The organism is Clavibacter michiganensis, from assembly GCF_016907085.1.
GTDB classification, from domain to species: Bacteria; Actinomycetota; Actinomycetes; order Actinomycetales; family Microbacteriaceae; genus Clavibacter; species Clavibacter michiganensis_O.
Genome location: NZ_JAFBBJ010000001.1, coordinates 426,919 through 447,872 on the forward strand (window position 1 = coordinate 426,919; position 20,954 = coordinate 447,872).

A 20,954-nucleotide genomic window follows, 5' to 3' on the forward strand; every position below is an offset into this window, starting at 1 on the left:
TCCGCGTTCTCGCGAGTGGCCGCCCCCACCATCGCGTTCGGTGCCGCTGCCGCGTTCATGCTCGTCAACGTCGTGGATCCCACGTCCGGCGCGGTCGCGAACCCGCAGTACCAGGAGTACCAGGCCACCGTCGCGCAGCTGGCCCGCGCCGATGCCCAGACGCTCACGGTCGCCACGGCCGACACCGCGGTCGAGATCGAGCCCGGCTTCCAGTCCGTGGCGGCCCCGCCGCCCCCGCCTCCCGTCGTGGAGTCCCCGCCGTCGACCGGTTCCGGAGCGAAGTCGTCGGGCTCCAGCGGTGGGGGCGGGGCCATCGCGATCCCGGATCCCGGCAGCGCCAAGGGCATCGCCCGCAGCATCCTCGCGTCGCAGGGCATGGGGGACGACGAGTACGCGTGCCTCGACTACCTCTGGACCAAGGAGTCCGGCTGGCGGGTCAACGCCTACAACCCCAGCGGTGCGTACGGCATCCCGCAGGCCCTGCCCGGCAGCAAGATGGCGTCGGCGGGCGCCGACTGGCAGACGAACCCGGCGACGCAGATCACCTGGGGCCTCGGCTACATCGAGTCGCGCTACGGCTCACCCTGCGGCGCGAAGGCGCACAGCGTCCTCAAGAACTGGTACTGATCCCGAGGCTGGCCCCGGCCGCCGGGTGAGGCCGTGCCGGGTGCCCGCTCCACCCGGCTAGCCTCGGACCATGGACTACGCGGCTCTCGGCGTCGCCGGGATCGCGACCCTGGTGGCAGTCACGCTCCTTGCGCGCCGCATCGGAGTGGCCACGCCGCTGGTCCTCGTGCTCGTCGGGGTCGGGATCTCCTATCTCCCGGGCGTGCCGCCCGTCGAGGTGCCGCCCGAGCTGATCCTGGCGGGCGTCCTCCCGCCGCTGCTGTACGGCGCGGCCGTGACCGTCCCGCTCGTGGACCTGAGGCGGAACCTCCGCACGATCGTCAGCCTCTCGGTCGTCCTGGTGCTCGTGTCCGCCTTCGGGATCGGCCTGCTGCTCTACGCGCTCTTCCCGAACCTATCCTTCGCCGGCGCGCTGGCCCTCGGCGCCGTGGTCAGCCCGCCCGATGCCGTGGCGGCCACGAGCATCGCGCGTCGGCTCGGCCTCCCGCCCCGCCTCGTGACCGTCCTCGAGGGGGAGGGCCTCGTCAACGACGCGACGGCGCTCGTGCTGCTGCGCACCTCGATCGCGGCCGTCGGCGCATCCGTCGACCTGTGGCAGGCCGCCGGGGGCTTCGTGCTCTCGGCGGTGGGCGCCCTCGCCATCGGTGTCGTGGTCGGCATCGTCACCACCGAGGTGCGGCGTCGGCTCGACGATCCGGTGCTCGACACCGCGATCTCCTTCGCCGTGCCGTTCGTGGCCTTCATCCCCGCGGAGGAGGTCGGGGCGTCCGGCGTGCTCGCGGTGGTGGCGGCCGGCATCTGGTCGGGCCATCGGAGCGCGTCGACCCTGTCCGCGCAGTCGCGCATCAACGAGCGCCTGAACTGGCGCACCGTCCTCTTCCTGCTGGAGAACGGCGTCTTCCTCGTGATGGGGCTGGAGCTCCGCGACATCATCGACGAGGTGCACGAGGCCGACCTCGGCGTGGGCAGGGCGGTGGCCTACGGTGTCCTCACCCTGGTCGTGCTGACGCTCATCCGCTTCGGGTTCCTGGTGCCGCTGCTGCTGGGACTGCGACGCCACGAGGAGCACGTCGCTGCCCGCACGCGCCGGGTGCGGCGGGGGCTCGAGCGGCTCCGCCGGGAGCGGGGTGACGACCGCCCGTCGCGGCGGGAGCGCGCCGCCGCGCGGATCCTGCGGCGTCGCCGCGCCGACCTGCAGGCCCTCCGCTCGCAGGGGCTCGGATGGCGCGGCGGCCTGGTGCTCGGCTGGGCGGGCATGCGCGGCGTGGTGACGCTCGCGGCGGCGCAGTCGCTCCCGTCGGGGACGCCGTACCGCGCGCAGCTCGTGCTCATCGCCTTCACGGTCGCGATCGTCTCGCTGCTCGTCAACGGCGGCACGCTGCCCGCCGTCATCCGGTTGAGCGGGATCCGCGGCAGCGATGCCGTCGAGGACCAGCGCCAGCTCGCGGAGCTCGTCTCCGAGCTGGCCGAGGCGGGGATCCGCGCCGTCGACGAGGGCGTGCGGCAGCTGCCCGAGGGGACGGTCGTGGACGACGAGATCGTCGAGCGCGTGCGCCGCGACACGGCGCTGAAGGCGGAGTGGGTGACGGAGCGCGCGGACGCGATGGCGGCGGAGGACGACGCGCCACTCAGCCCGCGCGCCGCGTACCTGCTGCTCCGGCGGCACGTCCTCGACGCCGAGCGCGCGGCCCTGCTCGAGGCCCGCGGCACAGGGGAGCACCCGTCGCGCGTCCTGGCCCGGGCCCAGCGCATGCTCGACCAGGAGGAGGCGCGTCTCGGCCGGCAGGCGGACGCGGGCTGACCTGGCGCGTGCGCGACGCCGCCTAGGATCGGAACATGCCGCGCAGCAATCGACCCCGGGGGAGACGCGCGCGTGAGGAGGACGACGAGGACGTGCTCACGCGGCTCCTCAGCGGCTCGCAGCACACCGAGACGAGGCGGGGCCGCGTCTGGAACGTGCAGCCCGTCTCCGCGGCGCGTGCCCTCAAGGTCTACCGCTGCCCCGGTTGCACCCTCGACATCGAGCCCGGCCACGCGCACGTCGTCGCCTGGCGCGCCGACGGCATGATGGGCGAGCAGAGCGACCTCGCCGCCCGCCGCCACTGGCACACCCACTGCTGGAAGGTCTCATGACGGACACCGCACCCCGCCCCATCACGAGCTCCACCGAGCTGCCCGCGCGTCGCGAGGACGTCGAGCTCACGACCGCCGACGGCCTCCGCCTCGTGGGGGAGCTGGCGCTGCCCGCCGACCGGGATCCGGTGGCCACGCTCGTGACGCTGCACCCGCTGCCCACGGCCGGCGGCTTCATGGACTCGCACGTCCTCCGCAAGGCGGCCCTCCGTCTGCCCGCGATGGCCGACCTCGCGGTCCTGCGCTTCAACACGCGCGGCACGACGTCCGCACGCGGCACGAGCGAGGGCGCCTTCGACGGCGGGGACGCGGAGCGGCTCGACCTCGCCGCCGCCATGGACCTCGTCGCGGAGCGCGGCCTGCCCGCGCCCTGGATCATCGGCTGGTCGTTCGGCACGGAGATCGCCCTCAAGCACGGTCGCCAGCACCCCGTCGAGGGCGCCATCCTGCTGTCGCCGCCGCTGCACCGAGCCACCGCCGACGAGGTGGCCGCGTGGCACGGCGACCCGCGCCGCCTCGTGATCCTCGTGCCCGAGCACGACGACTTCCTGCAGCCGGCCGAGGCGCGCGAGCGGTTCGCGTCCGTGCCGGAGGCGGAGCTGATCGCCGTGGACGGCGCCAAGCACCTGTGGGTGGGGGAGTCGCAGGTCTCGCGCGTCCTCACCGAGATCGTGCGCACGGTCGCCCCCGAGGCGCTGCCGCTGCCGACCGAGTGGCCGGCAGCGCGCTGATCGACTGCGCGGTCAGCGCTCGTTCTGCAGCGGGACCGCCACCTGGCGGATGATCAGCAGCACGGCGGCGGCCACCGGCACCGCGATGAGCGCGCCGAGCACCCCGAGCAGCGTGCCGCCCGTGAGCGCCGCGATGACGACCACGACGCCGGGCACCTTGACCGCGCGGTTCATGATGTTCGGGCTCAGCACGTACGCCTCGATCTGCATGTAGACGAGGTAGTAGACGGCCACGGCGATCCACGTGTTCATCGACTCCGGCAGCAGCACGATCTGGCCGAGCACGATGAGCGCCGAGCCGGTGATGGTGCCGACGAGCGGCAGCAGCGAGAACAGGAACGCGATGAACGCCCAGACCGCCGGCAGCGCCGCGCCGACGATGCTGAGGTAGACGAAGCTGAGCACGCCGTTGCAGAGCGCGAGCCCGACCTGGCCCATGACGTAGCGGCCGACCGACTGCGTGATCTGCTCCGCGATGTCGGCGAAGCGCGCCCGACGCGTGGCCGGCACGAGCTTGTACAGGCCGCTCTTGAACGAGTTGAGCGAGGCCGTGAAGTACATGGTGAGGATCACGACGATCACCAGGCCGAAGAGGAAGTTGCCGATCGTGAAGGCGACGGTGATGACGTTGCCCGTGATGGTGGCGACGTTCGAGGCGTTCGAGAGGTACTGGACGAGCTGGTCGGCGCCGGTCTGCACGTCGAAGACCTCGCGGGGCACGAAGGACTGCAGGTTCTCGATGAACTGGTCGCCGCTCACGCTCTGCGCGTACCGCACGATCTGCGTGACGAGGGCGCTCGCCTGGTTCACGACGACGGGGATCACCGCGAGCAGCACGCCCGCGAGCGAGCCGAGCAGCACCAGGAAGATCACGAGGATGGCGACCGGCCGCGGGACGCCCTTGCGCTCGAGGAACGTCACGAGCGGGTCGATGCCGAGGGCCAGGAAGATCGCCGTGCCCACGTAGGTGAGGACGGTGCCGAGGGAGACGAGCGCGCCGCCGATGACGAGCGCGGTGAGCACGCCGAGACCCGCCAGGAGGCCGAGGCGGTAGGGGTTCTGGATCTTCACGTCTCGTGGCTTCCGAGTCGGCGCGCGCTCAGCGCGCGGTGCGGGGTTCGTCGTCGGAGGAGGAGTCGTCCGCCTGGGTCAGCACGCCGCGGACGTTCTCGAGGTACGCGGCCACCGCCTCGCGCTCGATCCTAATGCGGTCGAGGCGCTCCTCCGCGTCCGCGACCGTCTCGCGCGCACGGCGGTCCGCGTCCGCGACCGTCTCGCGCGCGCGGCGCTCGGCGTCGGCGATGGCGGCGCCTGCGTCGTGGTCGGCGTCCTCCCGCACCTTGCGCGCGGAGTCGCGGCTCTCCTTCGCGAGCGCCTCCGCCTCCTCGCGCGTGGAGGCGAGCAGCGCCGTGACCTCCTGCAGCCGCGCCTCCGCCTCGCCGAGGTACGCGGCGGTGCGCTCGGCTGCCTCGCGCTGGCGCTCGGCGGCGTCGCGGGAGTCGTGGTCGCGGCGGGCGGTGATCTCGGCGTCGAGGTCGAGGTGGCCCTGCTCGATCTCCCGGCTGAGCAGGAGGCGCGCCTCCTCGGCCTCGGCGGCGATCTCGCGCCGGGTCTCGGCGGCCTCGCGCTCGAGGCGGAGGCGCTCGGCCTCCCGACGGTCGGCCTCCAGGGCCTCGGCCTCGGCGATCTCCCGCTCGAGGGCGGCTCGGGCGGTGACGGCCTCGAGCTCGAGCTGGGCGCGCGTCGCCCGGGTCTCGCGCTCCAGCCGCTCGGTGCCCTGGGCGATGTCGCGGGCGAGGTCGGTGCGGGCCTCGTCGACGTCGCGGGCGAGGTCCGCCCGCGCGGTCGCCAGCTCGAGCTCGAGCGACTCGCGCGTCTCGGCGATCTCCCGCTCGAGGGCGGCGCGGGTCTCCTCCACGTCGCGGTCGAACGCGGTGCGCTCGGCGTGGATCCGGCGGTCGAAGTCGTCGCGCGACGCCTGGAGCTCGCGGTCCCAGTCGGTGCGCGCCTGCTCGATCTCGCGGTCGAGGTCGGCGCGCGTCTGCTCGTCGAGCTGGGCGAGGGCGATGCGCCGGGTCTCCTCGTCGAGCCGCAGCCGCTCCTCGGTCTCCCGGACCTCGCGGTCGAGGTCGGCGCGCTCCTCGGCGACGGACTCGTCGTGGCGGGCCCGCGCGTCGGCGAGCTCGCGCTCGAGCGCGCCGCGGGCGAGGACGGTGTCGCGGGCGAGGTCGGCGGCGTCGCGGCGGGCCTCGTCGGTCTCGCGGTCGACCCGCGCGCGGAGCTCTGCGACCTCGCGGGCCGCCTCGGCGCGCTGGGCGTCGGTGTCGCGCTCCGCGGTGGCGCGGAGGTCGGCCACCTCGGTGCGCGTGCGGAGGAGGAGGGCGGCGGCCTCGCGCTCGGCGTCGCTGCGGAGGCCCTCAGCGCGGTCGTCCGCGCGTTCGTGCAGGTCGTCCGCCTCGCGGCGCGCGGCGTCGAGGATCTGCGCGGCCTGCGCCCGCGCGCTGTCCACGAGGTGGCGGGCGGTCGCCTCGGCCTCGGCGCGCTGCGCGTCCGTCTCCTCCTGCGTGGCGCGGCGGAGCCGGGCGGCGTCCGCGTCGGCCTGCGCGACGAGCCGCGTGGACTGCTCCTCGGCGACTCGGAGGGTGGCCTCGAGCCGGCTGCCGAGGCCCGCGAACGTGGGGCTGCCGACCTCCTCCAGCTCGTCGCGCAGCTCCTGCTCGCTGCGGCGGAGGCGCTCGGCCTCGGCCCGGAGCTCGGCGCCCTGCTGGTTCGAGCGGATGAGCTCACGGCGCAGGTCGGCGACGGCCCGGTCGACCTCGTCGCGGTTGTAGCCGCGCATGGCGGGGCTGAACGGCGTGTCGTCGTGGGGCACGGGGATACTCCTTCGCGGGCGGCTCGCGGACGCCGGGCGGGGCGCAGCAGGTGCCGATCCTACCGAGTCGACGGCGCGCGACCCGGCCCGTGTCCCGGCGTCGGCCGGCCCGCGGGGAGGCGCTCCCAGGGTCGTCCGGTATCCTTCGATGTCGTCGTCCGCCGCCGGTCCGCCTGCAGCACGGCGGAGCGTCGCGAGAGCACCCGTGCTCGTCGGCCGCCGCGGTCGTCATCCGATCGCTGAACATGCGGCCGCCTCCCGCGACGACACGAGAGGAGACACCCGTGCGATTCGTCCTGGCGATCGCGACCTTCGTGGTCGCGGCCCTCATGATCGGGCTGGGGATCGCCCAGCACACGTTCCTGGCGGGACCGGACCGCATCACCGCGGCCACGTCCTCCGCCGGCGGCGCCGCGTACACGATCGTCGACGGGAAGACGCTCAACGCGCACCCCGGCCTGCAGGACACGGTCGTCCGCGGCGACGGCGAGGTCTTCGCGGCCTACGGCCCCTCGCCCGACGTGGAGGCGTGGGTCGGCAGCAGCCCGTACACGCGCATCGCCATGGACGACGAGGGCGCGCTGACCAGCCAGGTCGTCCAGCCCGAGGCGACCGCGCCGACGCCGAGCCCGACGGCCGCGGCCTCGGGCGCCGACGCGTCGGGCAGCGCCGCCGAGGCGACGCCCACCGTCACCGACCCCCGCGGATCCGACCTCTGGCTCTCCGAGCAGACCGGCCAGGGCCAGGTCGAGCTCAGCACCCGGCTCCCGGACGACGTGAGCCTCATCCTCGCCACCGACGGCCAGGCGGCCGCGCCGGCGGACGTCGAGCTCTCCTGGCCGTCCGAGGGCGAGTCGCCCTGGGTCGTCCCGCTCGTGGTCGGCGGCATCGTGCTTCTCGTCGTCGGGCTCGTCCTCTACCTCCTCGCGCTCCGCCACCTGCGCCGCAGCCGCGGCCCGCGCCGCAACCTCCCGCCGCGCGGCGGCCCGCGCATCCCGCGCATCGGGCCGGCCGCCCGTCGAGCTGCCCTCACCGCCGGCACCGGGGCAGCTCCCGTGAGCCCCAAGGGCCGTGGTCGTCGCGGTCTCATCGCGCTGCCCGTCCTCGTCGTCACCGGCCTCGCGCTCAGCGGCTGCACCGCGCAGGGCGCGCCGGCCGACCTCGCCGCGGGCGTGGGATCCACCGCGACGCCCACCCCGACGTCGTCGCTCGACGCCGCGCGCGAGGCGGAGGACGCCGATCCGCCCGTCGTCACCCAGGACCAGGCCGAGCGCATCGTCTCCCGCGTCTCCGAGGTCGCGACCGCGGCCGACCAGTCGCTCGACGCGGCCACCCTCACGCCGCGGTTCGCCGGACCGGCGCTGCAGGAGCGCACGTCCGACTACCAGGTGCGGAAGGCCAAGCCGGACGCCACCCCCGTGCCCGCGATCCCCGCCGGCGACCTCCAGCTGACGCTGCCGCAGGCGACGCTGGCCTGGCCGCGCACGGTCGCGGCGGTCGTCAAGGACCCCGACACCCAGGACGCGCCCACGCTGTCCCTCACGCTCGTGCAGGACAGCCCGCGCGACAACTACCGTGTGCTCTACGCCATGCCCATCTCCACCACGGCGGCGCTCCCCGACGTGGCCCCCGCGGCCATCGGCGCGGCGCGGCTCGCGGCGGACGTGAAGCTCCTGGCCGTGCAGCCGGATCAGCTCTCCGCGGCCTACGCGGACGTGCTCAACAAGGGCGACGCGAGCCAGTACGCCGACCTCTTCGACGCGACCGACGACGGCGTGCGCGCGCAGGACGCCAAGCGCAAGGTCGACTTCCCGGCGTCGATCGGCGAGACGGGCACGGTCGAGTTCCAGGCATCGGCGGACACGGCGACGCCCGTGGCGATGTCGACCGTGGAGTCCGGGGCGCTCGTGAGCGTCACCGTGCAGCTGGGCATCGTCGCGAAGCCGACCGCCGAGGGCGCGAAGGTGAACGCCAACCCGGAGGTGCAGGCCATCACCGGGCTCACGGACTCGGCGAAGGGCTTCGACACCGTCCGCACGGCGCAGATGCTCATGTACGTGCCTCCCGTGAACTCGGGGGAGAAGATCCGCCTCTACGCGTCCAGCACCCACATCACCTCGGCCAAGGAGCTCCCATGACGAACGTGCCCCCCTCCGCCGCCAGCCTGCGCGGCGCCGTCGACCTGTCCTCGCTCGTGAACCGTGCGCAGGCGCCGGCCGCGCCCGCGGGCGGGTCGGCCGCAGCCGGCGCGCCCGGAGCCCCCGGTGCGCCTGCCGATGCGGCCGGCGCCCCGCAGACGGTCGACGTCCCCGGCCTCGTGCTCGCGGCCGACGACGCCTCGTTCACGCAGTTCCTCGACATCTCGTCCGTGGTGCCCGTGATCGTCGAGCTCGTCTCGACGGGGCTCGCCTCCAGCCGCGAGCTCTCGCCCGTGCTCGAGCGCGTCGTCACCGCGCAGGCGGGCCGCGTGCTCCTCGTGCGCATCGACGCGGACCAGAGCCCGCAGCTCGGCCAGGCGTTCCAGGCGCAGACCGTCCCGACGGTCGCGGCGCTCATCGGCGGCCGTCCCGTCGGCCTCTTCGCCGGCGTGATCCCCGAGGACCAGGTGCTCGACGTCATCCAGCAGGTGCTGGAGCTGGCGCAGCAGAACGGCGTGACCGGCCGGGCCGTCGCCCCGGATGCCTCCGCCGCTCCGGCCGCCACGGTCGAGGAGCCGCTGCCCCCGCACCACGCGGAGGCCTACGCCTTCATCGAGCAGGGCGACTACGCGTCAGCTGCCGCCGAGTACCGCACCGCCATCGCGCAGAACCCGCGCGACGCCCTCGCGGTCGCCGGCCTCGCGCAGGTCAGCCTCCTGCACCGGCTCGACGGGAAGGCGGCCGACGAGATCCGCGGCGCCGCCGCGTCCGCTCCCGAGGACGTGGACGCGCAGCTGCTCGTCGCCGACCTCGACCTCTCCGGCGGGCACGTCGAGGATGCGTTCACGCGCCTGCTCGAGCTGTTCCCGTCGGCCGACGCCGCCGGCCGCGACGCGATCCGCCAGCGCCTGCTCGAGCACTTCGAGGTGGTGGGTCTGGAGGATCCGCGGGTCGCCGTGGCACGACGCCAGCTCACGCGCCTGCTCTACTGACGCGCGTCCCCACGGACGACGACGGCGCCGCACCCCCTCGGGTTGCGGCGCCGTCGTCGTGTCGGACGGGATCAGACCGTGGGCACCCGCGGGGTGCCGTCGTCGGATCCCGGGGCGTCGTCCGTGGCGGACAGCCCCTCGACGGGCGGCTGCGCGTCGCGGGACTGCGGCAGCACGGGCGCCGCGGTCGCCTCGGCGAACGGCGTGCCGTCGGCGCGCGACTCGTCCGCGTCGGGGGCCGCGTGCGCGGGCGCCTCGACGGGGTGGAGGTCGGCCGGATCCTGCTTCAACCGCAGCCAGAGGCCGGCGAGCGGCGGCAGCGTCAGCTCCGCCGACGCCGGACGGCCGTGCCAGCCCTCGTCGCCCGCGTGCACGGCGCCGAGGTTCCCGACGCCGGATCCGCCGAACTGCTCGGCGTCGGTGTTGAGGATCTCCTCCCACACGCCCGCCTGCGGCAGCCCCAGCCGGTAGCCCGAGATGGGCGCGCCGGAGAAGTTGTGCACGACGGCGACCTGGTTGCCCTCGCGGTCGCGGCGGAGGAACGCGAGCACGTTGCGCCCGGCGTCGCCCGCGTCGATCCACTCGAAGCCGGCCGGGTCGTTGTCGAGCGCCCACAGCGCGGGCGTGTCGATGTACGTGCGGTTGAGCGACCCGACGAGGTCGAACAGGGCGCGGTGCACGGGCTGGTCGAGGATCCACCAGTCGAGCCCGCGCTCCTCGCTCCACTCGGACGGCTGCCCGAACTCCTGGCCCATGAAGAGCAGCTGCTTGCCGGGGTGCGACCACATGAAGCTCAGGTAGGCGCGCACGTTGGCGAGCTTCTGCCAGTGGTCGCCCGGCATCTTGCCGACGAGCGAGCCCTTCCCGTGCACGACCTCGTCGTGGCTGATGGGGAGGAGGAAGTTCTCCGTGTACGCGTAGACCATCGAGAACGTGATCTGGCCGTGGTGGTACGCGCGGTACATCGGGTCGACGGCCGTGTAGTCGAGCGTGTCGTGCATCCAGCCCATGTTCCACTTGAGGCCGAAGCCGAGGCCGCCGTCGCTCGTGGGGCGCGTGACGCCGGGGAAGCTCGTGGACTCCTCCGCGATCATCACGATGCCGGGGTGGGTGCGGTACGCGGTGGCGTTGACCTCCTGCAGGAACGAGATCGCCTCGAGGTTCTCGCGGCCGCCGTGCACGTTCGGCAGCCACTGGCCCTCCTCGCGCGAGTAGTCGAGGTAGAGCATCGAGGCCACGGCGTCGACCCGGAGGCCGTCGATGTGGAACTCCTCGAACCAGTACAGCGCGTTCGCGACGAGGAAGTTGCGGACCTGCGAGTGGCCGAAGTCGAAGACGAGGGTGCCCCAGTCCTGCTGCTCGCCGCGGCGCGGGTCGGTGTGCTCGTAGAGCGGCTGGCCGTCGAACTGCGCGAGCGCGAAGGCGTCCTTCGGGAAGTGGGCCGGGACCCAGTCCACGATGACGCCGATGCCGGCGCGGTGCAGGGAGTCGATGAGGAACTTGAGGTCGTCCGGGGAGCCGAAGCGCGAGGTGGGCGCGTAGTAGCCGGAGACCTGGTAGCCCCAGGATCCGCCGAACGGGTGCTCCGCGAGCGGCAGGAACTCGACGTGCGTGTACCGCAGCTCCTGCAGGTAGGCGACCAGCTCACCGGCGACCTCGCGGTAGCCGAGGCCGGGGCGCCAGGATCCGAGGTGCATCTCGTACACGCTCATGGGGGAGTCGTGCGGGTCGCGCGCGGCCCGCTCCTCGAGCCAGGCGGCGTCGTCCCACTGGTAGCCGCTCGTCTCGACGCGCGAGGCGGTGGCCGGCGGGACCTCGGTCATGCGCGCCATCGGGTCGGCCTTCTCGATCCACTGCCCGGCCTGCGTGAGGATCTCGAACTTGTACGAGACGCCGGGCTCGACGCCGGGGACGAACAGCTCCCAGACGCCGTTGCCGTCGAGGCGGCGCATCGCGTGCTGCACGCCGTCCCAGCCGTTGAACCCGCCGATGACGCGGACGGCACGGGCGTGCGGCGCCCACACGGAGAAGGAGACGCCCCAGTAGGTGCGCGCGACGCCCCAGTGCTCGCGGTGGTGGGCGCCGAGGACGTCCCAGAGGCGCTCGTGGCGGCCCTCGCCGAAGAGGTAGAGGTCGAGGTCGCCCACGGTGGGGAGGAAGCGGTAGGGGTCGTCGCTCGTCCAGGTGCCGCCGTCGGAGTAGCGCGCCTCGACCTCGTAGTCCTGGAGGCCGAGCACGTGCGCGCCCTGCCAGACGCCGTGGCCCACGTGGGCGAGGGCGACGCGGGCGCCCGTCGAGAGGATCACCGAGACTGCCTCGGCGAGCGGACGCAGGGCGCGGACGACGACGAGGTCGTCGCCGACGCCGTCGATCGCGACCGGGTGCTGGCCGAGGACCGAGTGCGGTCCGGAGTGGACGCCCTCGGCGACGGCGCGCAGGTCGTGGTCGGCGACCTCGGGGAGGCGGATGGGGTCGGCGGCGGAGGCGGGTGCCTCCTCGGCGGCGCCGTCGGCGGCCGCGGGCACGACGACGTCGGCACCCTGCTCGCGGTCGGCGTCGGCGGCGGGCGGCACGACGACGTCGGCGCCGGGCATCCCGTCCCGGGGGTCTCGGGGGTCCTGGGGGTCCTGCTGGGGGGTGGTGTCTGTCATGTCCGTCATCCCTTCGATGCGGTCGGGGTGACCCGGAACACGTGCACGGGGTGCGTGAACGCGTCGAGCCGGACGAAGTTGGAGGTGGACCACGTGTAGACGTCGCCCGTGAGGAGGTCCTCGACCTCGAACACGGCGTCCTCGGCGAGGCCGAAGCGGGTGGGGTCGAGGTACACCTGGGTCTCGCGCGCGGAGTGCGGGTCGACGTTGGCGACCACGAGGATCGTGTCGGCCTCGCCCGTGCCGGTGTGCTCGGCCGCGAGGTGCTTGGAGTAGACGAGGATCGAGTCGTCGTCGCTCCAGTGCACGTCGAGGTTCCGCAGCTGGCGGAGCGCGGGGTGCTCGCGGCGGATCTCGTTGAGGCGCGTGATCTCCGGCGCGATGGATCCGCCGAGCTCCTCCTGGCGCTGCCAGTCGCGCGGCTTGTACTCGTACTTCTCGTTGTCGATGTTCTCCTCGGCGCCGGGGCGCGCGACGTTCTCGATCAGCTCGTAGCCCGAGTAGATGCCCCACGACGGCGACGCGGTCGCCGCGATCGCGGCGCGGATCCGGTACGCGGCCCGCCCGCCGAACTGCAGGTAGGGCGTGAGGATGTCGTGCGTGTTCGCGAAGAAGTTCGGGCGCAGGTAGTCGCTCGTCTCGTGGCTGACCTCGGTGAGGTACTCCTCGAGCTCCTTCTTCGTGTTGCGCCAGGTGAAGTACGTGTACGACTGCTGGAACCCGATCTTCGCGAGCGTGCGCATCATCGCGGGGCGCGTGAACGCCTCGCTGAGGAAGATCGCGTCGGGCTCGTCGCGCATCACCTGGTGGATGAGGCGCTCCCAGAACACGAGCGGCTTGGTGTGCGGGTTGTCGACGCGGAAGATCTTGACGCCGAGGCCCAGCCACACGCGCATGACGCGGAGCATCTCGCGGTACGACCCTTCGGGGTCGTTGTCGAAGTTCAGCGGGTAGATGTCCTGGTACTTCTTCGGCGGGTTCTCCGCGTACGCGATCGAGCCGTCGGGCAGCGTCGTGAAGAGCTCCGGGTGGGTCGTGACCCAGGGGTGGTCGGGCGAGGCCTGGAGCGCGATGTCGATCGCGAGCTCCATGCCGTGGTCCGCGACCGCCTGGACGAAGGCGCGGAAGTCCTCGACCGTGCCGAGCTCGGGGTGGATGGAGTCGTGACCGCCGTCCTCGGAGCCGATGCCGTAGGGCGAGCCCGGGTCGTGCGGGCCCGCGGTGAGCGTGTTGTTCGGGCCCTTGCGGTTGGTGCGGCCGATGGGGTGCACCGGCGGGATGTAGACGACGTCGAAGCCCATGTCGCGGATCGCGGGGAGGCGCTCGGCCGCGGTCCGGAAGGTGCCGCTCGTCCAGGAGCCGTCCTGGTGCTGGACTGCGCCCTCGGAGCGGGGGAAGAACTCGTACCAGGATCCGACGGCGGCGCGCTCGCGCTCGACCACGATCGTGCGCTCGGGGGAGAGCGTGACGAGGCTGCGGAGCGGGACGCGGTCGATCGCCGCGAGGACCCCGGGGGTCGTGGCGGCGGCGAGGCGCGCGTCGGGTGCGGCGTCGGCGTCGGCGATGCCGGCCAGGGCGGCGCGGAGCACCTCGCGGCCGGCGGCGTCCCGGGTCGCGTCGGCGGCGGCGCGCTCGAGCGCCTCGGCGCCGAGGGCGAGCATCACGTCGACGTCGAGGCCGGCGGGGACCTTGATCTCCGCGTTGTGCAGCCAGGTGCCGAAGTCGTCGGACCACGCGCTCACGCGCCAGGTCCAGACGCCCTGCGTCTCGAGCTGGGCCGTCGTGATCCAGCGGTCGAGGCCGGGCTTCGTGGCGTCGAGGGACATGCGGTGCGCGGTCTCGGCGCCCGTCGGGTCGGTGAGGAGGACGTCGGCGCCGATGAGGTCGTGGCCCTCGCGGAAGATCGTCGCGCCGAACGGAACCACGTCGTGGACGAAGCTCTTGGCGGGCCAGAGGTCGTCCTCGATCTGCGGGGTGAGCGACAGGATCGGGATGCGGCCGATGACGGGGACGTGGTCGTCGTCGGCGGCGGACGTCGGCGCCGCGGCGGGCGTCGGCTCGGCGACCGGCGCGGCATGGCGGGGAGCGGACGGCGCGGACGCGACCGGCTCCGGCACGGATGCGACCGCCGGGGCGGGCTCTGCGGGGGCAGCGGGCGCCGGATCCTGCGTCGGCGTGGGCTCCGAGGCGGCTGACACCGGCTCGGCGGCCGCGGCGGGAGCGGGCTCCGGGGCGGCGGGAACGGTTTCCGGGGCGGCGGGTGCCACGGGGAGCACGGGCGGCTGGGGTTCCGGCGCCGCGGGCACGGGAGCCTGCGCGGGCGCCTCGGGGATCAGCGGGGGCCGCGGCTCGGGCGGCTTCTGAGCGTCCTGGAGCTTCTGGGCCTTGGCGGCCTTGCGGGCTGCACGGCCGCGCACCGGGCGGGGGAGGGGATCGGGTCCGTCCTGGGGTGTGGTCACTGTTCGACCGTAGCCCGTGCGCCGTCCGGCTGTCGCTCGCCGCGGCGGTGGCGGACGCCGTGCGGATGCCCGATGCCCGTGCGTCACCGCCCGTGCGCCCGGCGGCCACGGGCCCTCCACGCGCGGGCCGGACCCTGGTGCCGTGCCACCCCGCGCCCGTAGGCTCGGGAGCCATCCGCGCGGGTCCACCCGCCGCCGTCCGGTCCGAGGGAGTCCCGTGAAGGCCATCCGCAGATTCACCGTCCGTGCCGTCCTCCCGGAGGAGCTGTCCGCGCTGGACGAGCTCGCCGGGAACCTCCGATGGTCGTGGTACGAGCCCACCCGCCGCGTGTTCGCGCACGTGAGCCCCGAGCTGTGGGAGGGCACGGGCCACGATCCGGTCGCGCTGCTCGGCGCGGTCGACCAAGAGCGGCTGCGCGAGCTCGCGGCCGACGAGGGATTCGTGGCGTGGGCGGAGGAGCAGCGCGCGGACCTCCGCGCGTACGTGCGCGAGCCCCGCTGGTACCAGCAGCTGGAGGGCGACGTGCCCGAGGCGATCGGCTACTTCTCGCCCGAGTTCGGCATCGCCGCCGCGCTCCCGCAGTACTCGGGCGGCCTCGGGATCCTCGCGGGCGACCATCTGAAGAGCGCCTCCGACCTCGGCGTCCCGCTCGTGGGCGTCGGCCTCTTCTACCGCTCCGGCTACTTCCGCCAGGGGATCTCCTCCGACGGCTGGCAGCAGGAGACCTACCCCGTCTTCGACCCCGACGGCCTGCCGCTCCAGGTGCTGCGCGACGCCGACGGCGCGCCCGTCCACGTGTCCCTCGAGCTGCCCGCCGACCGGACGCTGCACGCGCGCATCTGGGTGGCACGCGTGGGACGGATCCCGCTCCTCCTCCTCGACACCGACGTGCCCGAGAACGACGACGACCTCCGCCGCGTCACCGACCGGCTCTACGGCGGCGGCGGCGAGCACCGGCTGCATCAGGAGCTGCTCCTCGGCATCGGCGGGGTGCGCGCCATCGCGGCGCACGCGCGCGTCTCGGGTGCCCCCGTGCCGCGCGTCTTCCACACCAACGAGGGCCACGCGGGCTTCCTCGGCGTCGAGCGGATCTCCACGCTCATGGCCGACGGCCTCGACTTCGACGAGGCGCTGCAGGTGGTGCGCGCGGGCACGGTGTTCACGACGCACACGCCCGTGCCCGCGGGGATCGACCGCTTCGACGTCGGCCTCGTCCGCCAGCACGTGACGGAGCGCCTGCTGCCCGGCGTGCCGCCGGAGCGCGTGCTCGGGCTCGGCGCGGAGTCGCACGACGGCGGATCGGCCGACGTCTTCAACATGGCCCTCATGGGCCTCCGCCTCGCGCAGCGCGCCAACGGCGTCTCCCAGCTGCACGGCGAGGTCAGCCGCGGGATGTTCGCGGGGCTCTGGCCGGGGTTCGACGCCGACGAGGTGCCGATCACGAGCGTGACGAACGGCGTGCACGCGCCGACGTGGACGGATCCGATGCTCATGTCGCTCGCGCGCGAGCGCCTCGGCACGTGGGACACCACCGCGGCCGACTGGTCGTCTCCTGCCGTGACCGACGGCGACCTCTGGGACGTGCGCGGCCGGATGCGCCGCCAGCTCGTGGAGGACGCCCGCCGCCGCGTCGTGCGCGCCTGGCGCGAGCAGAACCCGGGCGCGGTGGAGCCCGCGTGGCTCGAGGACGTGCTCGACCCCGAGGTGCTCACGATCGGGTTCGCCCGGCGCGTGCCGACCTACAAGCGGCTGACGCTGATGCTCCACGACCGGGAGCGCCTCCGCCGGATCCTCACCGACCCGGACCGGCCCGTGCAGATCGTGGTCGCGGGCAAGTCGCACCCGGCGGACGACGAGGGCAAGCGCCTCATCCAGGAGCTCGTGCGCTTCGCGGCCGAGCCCGGGATCCGCGGGCGGCTCGTGTTCCTGCCCGACTACGACATCGGCATGGCGCAGCTGCTCTACCCGGGCACCGACGTGTGGCTGAACAACCCGCTGCGCCCGCTCGAGGCGTGCGGGACGTCCGGCATGAAGGCGGCGCTCAACGGCGCGCTCAACCTCTCCATCCTCGACGGCTGGTGGAACGAGTACTTCGACGGCGGCAACGGCTGGGCGATCCCGTCGGCCGACGGCGCGCACGACGGCGCCGAGCGCGACGCCATGGAGGCGACCGCGCTGTACGACCTCATCGAGAACCGCATCGCGCCGCGCTTCTACGAGCGCGACGGCGACGGCGTCCCCGCGGGCTGGGTGCACGACATCCGCCACACGCTCCGGACGCTCTCGCCCGAGCTCAGCGCGGACCGGATGGTGCGGCAGTACGTCGAGCGGCTGTACGTCCCCGCCGGCCGGGCGCAGGCCGTCGTCGCGGCGGACGGCTCGGCCCGCGCGCGCGAGCTGGCGGCCTGGCGCGGACGCGTCGCGGCCGCGTGGCCGTCGGTGCAGGTCGCGCACGTCGAGTCGGAGGGCGTCGAGCACCAGGCGCAGGTCGGCGACGAGCTGCGGGTGCGCGCGTGGGTGGCGCTCGGCGGCCTCGGCGCGGGCGACGTGACGGTCGAGGTGGTGCACGGGCGCACGGGCGAGGGCGACGTGCTCCAGGACGTGGTGCGGCAGGCGCTCGAGCCCGTCGGCGGATCCGGCGGGCAGCAGGAGTACGCGGGCGCGGTGCGGCTCGCGAGCGCGGGGCCGTTCGGGTACACCGTGCGGGTCGTGCCGCGGCACGAGCTGCTGGCCTCCAGCGCGGAGCCGGGGCTGGTCGCGGTCGCGGTCTGACGGAGGACGGCGCGCCCCGGATACCCGGGGCGCGCCGTCCGCGCGTCAGGCCGGGGTTGCGGAGAGCTTCGCGGCGAGCACCTCGGCGAAGCGGGCGTACCCGAGGTCGTTCGGGTGGTTGTCCGGGCCCATCCAGCCGTACGGGTCGGACGCGCCCTCGCCGACCATGCGGGGGACGTACGCGCCGATCTCGAAGACGTCCGCGAGCGGATCCGCCGAGGCCGCATCCCGGAGCGCGCCGATGTAGTCGGCCCACGTCGTGCCGCGGATCGGCAGCGTCGTGCGCTCGTAGGGCGGCGTGAAGAGGATGGGCGCCTCGCTCGTGGAGCGGATCAGCTCGATGAGCACGGCCGCGTCCGCGCGCACCTCCTCGGGAGTGCGGACGACCACGTCGTTGATGAGGTGCTCGGGCATCCAGAGGTCGAGCTCGAAGCGCGGGGCCGAGCGGATCCACGTGCTCACGCCGTCGGGACGCGCCTTCTCCGAGAGCTGCCAGAGCTGCGAGCCGGAGTTGCCGCCCTCGATGACGTGGATCCCGCGGTCCTCGTCGCCGTCGAAGAGCCAGGCGCCCTCGAGCTCGGGCTTCCCGCCGGCCCAGGCCACGGTGATCGTGTGCTCCGCCGACTCCAGCTGCGGGCTCGTCCAGGTGAGCGACCCGCCGACGTCCGCGCGGACGGTCTCGGGCGCGCCGTCGTCGACCCGCACGGTGATGGCCGCGTCGAGTCCGGGCGCCCACCAGCACACGCGCGCCGAGGTCATGCGCGCGGTGTACGTGCCGGGACCCGCGGCCTCGGTGAGCGCGACGACGCGGCGCCCCCAGCCGTGCCGTCCGCCCGCGGTGGGGGTCCCGGCGAACGCGAAGCCCTGGTCGGCGGGCACGGTGATCTGGTGCCGCGACGCGATGTAGTCGAGGCCGCCGCGCGCGCCCGACGGGTACGCGCCACGCAGCCGGTCGCGCAGCTGCGCGGGGTAGGCGTGCTGGAGGGTCGTCGCGCCCTGGCCCTCGGTGATGCTGTCGCCGAGGACGCCGATCGTGAGGCGGCGCTCGCGGACCTGGTCCCGGAGGGCGTAGAAGCCGGCGAGCGCGTCGTCGGGGGCGTAGGTCATGGGCTCGATCGGCGGGCCGCCGGATGCGGTGACGGCGGGCGCAGGCGGATCCCCGGGATCCGTCGTCGGGGTGGCGCCGCCCGTGGGAGGGGCCGGGCGGGGCGTCGTGGTGCAGCCCGCGACGGCGGCCACCGCGGACAGCGCGGCGAGGCCGCCACCCGCGACGAGGGCGCGGCGGGTGAGGGTGCGGCGCCGGTCGGTCGGACCGACGGTCGGGCGGTCGCCGGGCGGCGCGGGGGAGTCGTCGGTCATGTGCGGCGTCCTCGTGGTTCTGGGGCGCGGCGGTGCGCGGCGGATTGTGCGGGCGCCTCCAGGAGAGCACACGAGCCCGCCCGGGCGCGAACCCTCTGCGGCCCCCGTCCGGGACGGGAGGCGGAAGCCGGGCGGGGCGCCGCTCAGCAGGCCCGGTAGATCCGCAGCGCCGGCCCGTCGACCTCGACGCGGTCGCCGGGCGCGTCGTCCGTCGCCACGACCTCGGGCCGCTCCCACTCGCTCGACCACAGCAGGCGCCAGCACGTCACGCCGTCGTGCTCCGGCAGCGTCACGGTCGCGCGGGACTCCTGCCCGTGGACGACGACGAGCACGCAGCTCGGGTCCTCGGTCTCGGGGGTCGACGTCGTGATCCACTGCAGCGTGCGCGTGCCCGCCGACTCCCAGGCCGCCTCCGTCATGGGGGCGCCGTCCGCGTCGCGCCAGGCGAGGACCGAGGCGCTCGGCACGCGCGCGTCGGGCTCCGCGTAGCGCACGGGCCGGAGCGCCGGGTTCTCCCGCCGGATGCGGAGCAGGTGGCGCGTGGTCGCCTCCAGGTCCATCCGCCACGCGTCCTCGTCCCAGCGCATCCACGTCGCCGCGTTGTCGAGGCAGTAGCCGTTGTTGTTGCCGCGCTGCGTGCGGCCCCGTTCGTCGCCCATCGTGATCATGGGGATCCCCGCGGAGACGAGCAGCGTGCCGAGCAGGTTGCGGGAGGTGCGGCGGCGGGCAGCGAGGATCGCGGCGTCGCGCGTCGGTCCCTCCACGCCGTGGTTCCAGGAGCGGTTCGCGTCCGTGCCGTCGCGGTTGGACTCGCCGTTGCCGCTGTTGTGCTTGCGGTCGTAGGAGGTGAGGTCCGCGAGCGTGAAGCCGTCGTGCGCGGTGACGAACGAGACGGAGGCGAGCGGGCCGCGGTCGGCGGCGAACGTGCCGGAGGATCCCGCGAGGCAGGAGGCGAGCGCCCCCACGCCGTTCGGCGCGCGGCCCGTGCGGCGGGACTCGGCCACGTCGGTGAGCCAGAAGTCGCGCACGACGTCGCGGTAGCCGTCGTTCCACTCGCTCCAGCCGGATCCGAACCCGCCCGTGCGCCAGCCGCCCATGCCCACGTCCCACGGCTCGGCGATCATGAGGAGGCCGTCGAGCGCCTCGTCCTCCACGATGGCGCGCAGCAGCGGGTGCGCCGGGTCGAAGTCCACGCGCTCGTCGCGGCCGAGCGTGACGGCGAGGTCGAAGCGGAAGCCGTCGACGCCCATCACGTCGGACCAGTGCTCGAGCGAGTCGAGCACGAGGCGCTGCGCGTCGGGCCGCGACAGGTCGACCGTGTTCCCGCATCCCGTCACGTCGATGGGCGTGCCGTCCGGCGTGTGCCGGTAGTAGCGGGAGCCGTCGATGCCGCGCAGGCTCGTGATCGGCCCGTCGGCGCCCTCCTCGGCGGTGTGGTTGTAGACGACGTCGAGCACGACCTGGATCCCCGCGGCGTGCAGCGCGTCGACCATGCCCCGGAACTCCGCCGCGACCTGGTCGGCTCCCGCGTCGCGCGCCCGCCGCGTGGCGTAGGGCGCGTGCGGCGCGAGGTAGGCGAGCGTGTTGTAGCCCCAGTGGTTGATGCGGCCCTGCGCCCGCAGCCGCTCCTCGCTCGTGGACGCGTGCACGGGCAGGAGCTCGACCGTCGTGATCCCGAGGTCGACCAGGCGCTCCACCGTCGTCGGGTGCCCGAGGCCCGCGTAGGTGCCGCGGAGCTCCTCGGGCAGCCGCTCGTCGGTCTTCGTGAAGCCGCGGACGTGCAGCTCGTAGACGACCTGGCGGTCGCGCGGCACGACGGGACGCGCGGCGCGGCGGGCGGCGCGCTCCTCGGCGGGCACGTCGCTCGTGACGACCGAGCGCCACGCGGCGGGGCCCACCTGCACGAGGCCGCGGGCGTAGGGATCGAGCAGGTGGCGCGTCGGGTCGAAGGAGTCGCCGGGGGCGGGGTCGCCGTCGACGCGCACCGAATACGCGGTGCCGGGCACGAACCGCGCGCTGGATCCCGTCCACACGCCCGCGTCGCCCCCCTCCATCGCCACGACCTCCACCACGCGGCGGGGGTCGTCGACGGCCGAGACGGTGAGCTCCACGGCGGACGCGCCGTGGCTCACGACGCGCAGCGTCCCGCCCTGGTCGTGGAGCGTCAGCCCCAGGGGCACGGGCGGTCCGGGGCGCGGCATGCGACCTAGGGTAGGGGG

13 protein-coding genes are annotated in these 20,954 nt (G+C 74.3%); 7 read left to right on the forward strand and 6 right to left on the reverse strand.

Going from position 1 to position 20,954, the window contains the following annotated elements; all coding sequences use genetic code 11:
* Positions 1-15 precede the first annotated feature (15 nt).
* The 4 genes from JOE38_RS01955 to JOE38_RS01970 all read left to right on the forward strand — a co-directional run bounded on the left by JOE38_RS01955 (position 16) and on the right by JOE38_RS01970 (position 3,491).
* Positions 16-627, forward strand: coding sequence for a hypothetical protein (locus JOE38_RS01955; protein ID WP_374191151.1), 612 nt, complete (start codon positions 16-18; stop codon positions 625-627).
* A gap of 70 nt (positions 628-697) precedes the next feature.
* Positions 698-2,428: a cation:proton antiporter gene (locus tag JOE38_RS01960; RefSeq protein WP_204574625.1), complete on the forward strand. Its 1,731-nt coding sequence runs from the start codon at positions 698-700 to the stop codon at positions 2,426-2,428.
* Between the two features lie 35 nt (positions 2,429-2,463).
* Positions 2,464-2,760, forward strand: a complete 297-nt coding sequence (locus JOE38_RS01965) for a hypothetical protein (protein ID WP_043587267.1) — start codon at positions 2,464-2,466, stop codon at positions 2,758-2,760.
* Positions 2,757-3,491, forward strand: coding sequence for an alpha/beta hydrolase (locus JOE38_RS01970; RefSeq protein WP_204574626.1), 735 nt, complete (start codon positions 2,757-2,759; stop codon positions 3,489-3,491). The genes JOE38_RS01965 and JOE38_RS01970 overlap by 4 nt, the downstream gene beginning before the upstream one ends.
* Before the next feature lie 12 nt (positions 3,492-3,503).
* Here the strand turns inward: JOE38_RS01970 and JOE38_RS01975 are convergent, their stop codons facing one another.
* Together JOE38_RS01975 and JOE38_RS01980 are read right to left on the reverse strand one after the other, a co-directional pair.
* A complete protein-coding gene (locus JOE38_RS01975; RefSeq protein WP_204574627.1) occupies positions 3,504-4,562 on the reverse strand; it encodes an AI-2E family transporter in 1,059 nt (352 codons plus the stop codon).
* Positions 4,563-4,590: 28 nt separating this feature from the next.
* On the reverse strand, positions 4,591-6,363 hold the full coding sequence (locus JOE38_RS01980; RefSeq protein WP_204574628.1) for a hypothetical protein: 1,773 nt from the start codon (positions 6,361-6,363) through the stop codon (positions 4,591-4,593).
* 284 nt (positions 6,364-6,647) lie between these two features.
* Here JOE38_RS01980 and JOE38_RS01985 point away from each other — a divergent pair, with 284 nt between their 5' ends.
* On the forward strand, positions 6,648-8,501 hold the full coding sequence (locus JOE38_RS01985; RefSeq protein ID WP_204574629.1) for a hypothetical protein: 1,854 nt from the start codon (positions 6,648-6,650) through the stop codon (positions 8,499-8,501).
* Complete coding sequence (locus JOE38_RS01990; RefSeq protein ID WP_204574630.1) at positions 8,498-9,493, forward strand: tetratricopeptide repeat protein; 996 nt, start codon at positions 8,498-8,500, stop codon at positions 9,491-9,493. The genes JOE38_RS01985 and JOE38_RS01990 overlap by 4 nt, the downstream gene beginning before the upstream one ends.
* A 71-nt stretch (positions 9,494-9,564) precedes the next feature.
* Here JOE38_RS01990 and glgB read toward each other — a convergent pair whose 3' ends face one another.
* Together glgB and JOE38_RS02000 are read right to left on the reverse strand one after the other, a co-directional pair.
* The gene (gene glgB / locus JOE38_RS01995) at positions 9,565-12,153 is read right to left on the reverse strand and encodes a 1,4-alpha-glucan branching protein GlgB (RefSeq protein ID WP_204574631.1); all 2,589 of its coding nucleotides are present in this window, start codon (positions 12,151-12,153) and stop codon (positions 9,565-9,567) included.
* Entirely contained in the window at positions 12,150-14,261 is a 2,112-nt protein-coding gene (locus JOE38_RS02000; RefSeq protein WP_204577109.1) for an alpha-1,4-glucan--maltose-1-phosphate maltosyltransferase, read from the reverse strand. Before JOE38_RS02000 ends, glgB begins: the two co-directional genes overlap by 4 nt.
* Positions 14,262-14,820: 559 nt before the next feature.
* Here JOE38_RS02000 and glgP point away from each other — a divergent pair.
* Positions 14,821-17,376, forward strand: a complete 2,556-nt coding sequence (gene glgP / locus JOE38_RS02005) for an alpha-glucan family phosphorylase (RefSeq protein ID WP_204574632.1) — start codon at positions 14,821-14,823, stop codon at positions 17,374-17,376.
* Positions 17,377-17,421: 45 nt separating this feature from the next.
* Here glgP and JOE38_RS02010 read toward each other — a convergent pair whose 3' ends face one another.
* Positions 17,422-18,735 (reverse strand): hypothetical protein, encoded by a 1,314-nt coding sequence (locus tag JOE38_RS02010; protein ID WP_204574633.1) that lies wholly within the window; start codon positions 18,733-18,735, stop codon positions 17,422-17,424.
* A gap of 143 nt (positions 18,736-18,878) precedes the next feature.
* Complete coding sequence (locus JOE38_RS02015; protein ID WP_239544729.1) at positions 18,879-20,936, reverse strand: glycogen debranching protein; 2,058 nt, start codon at positions 20,934-20,936, stop codon at positions 18,879-18,881.
* Between the last annotated feature and the right edge of the window lie 18 nt (positions 20,937-20,954).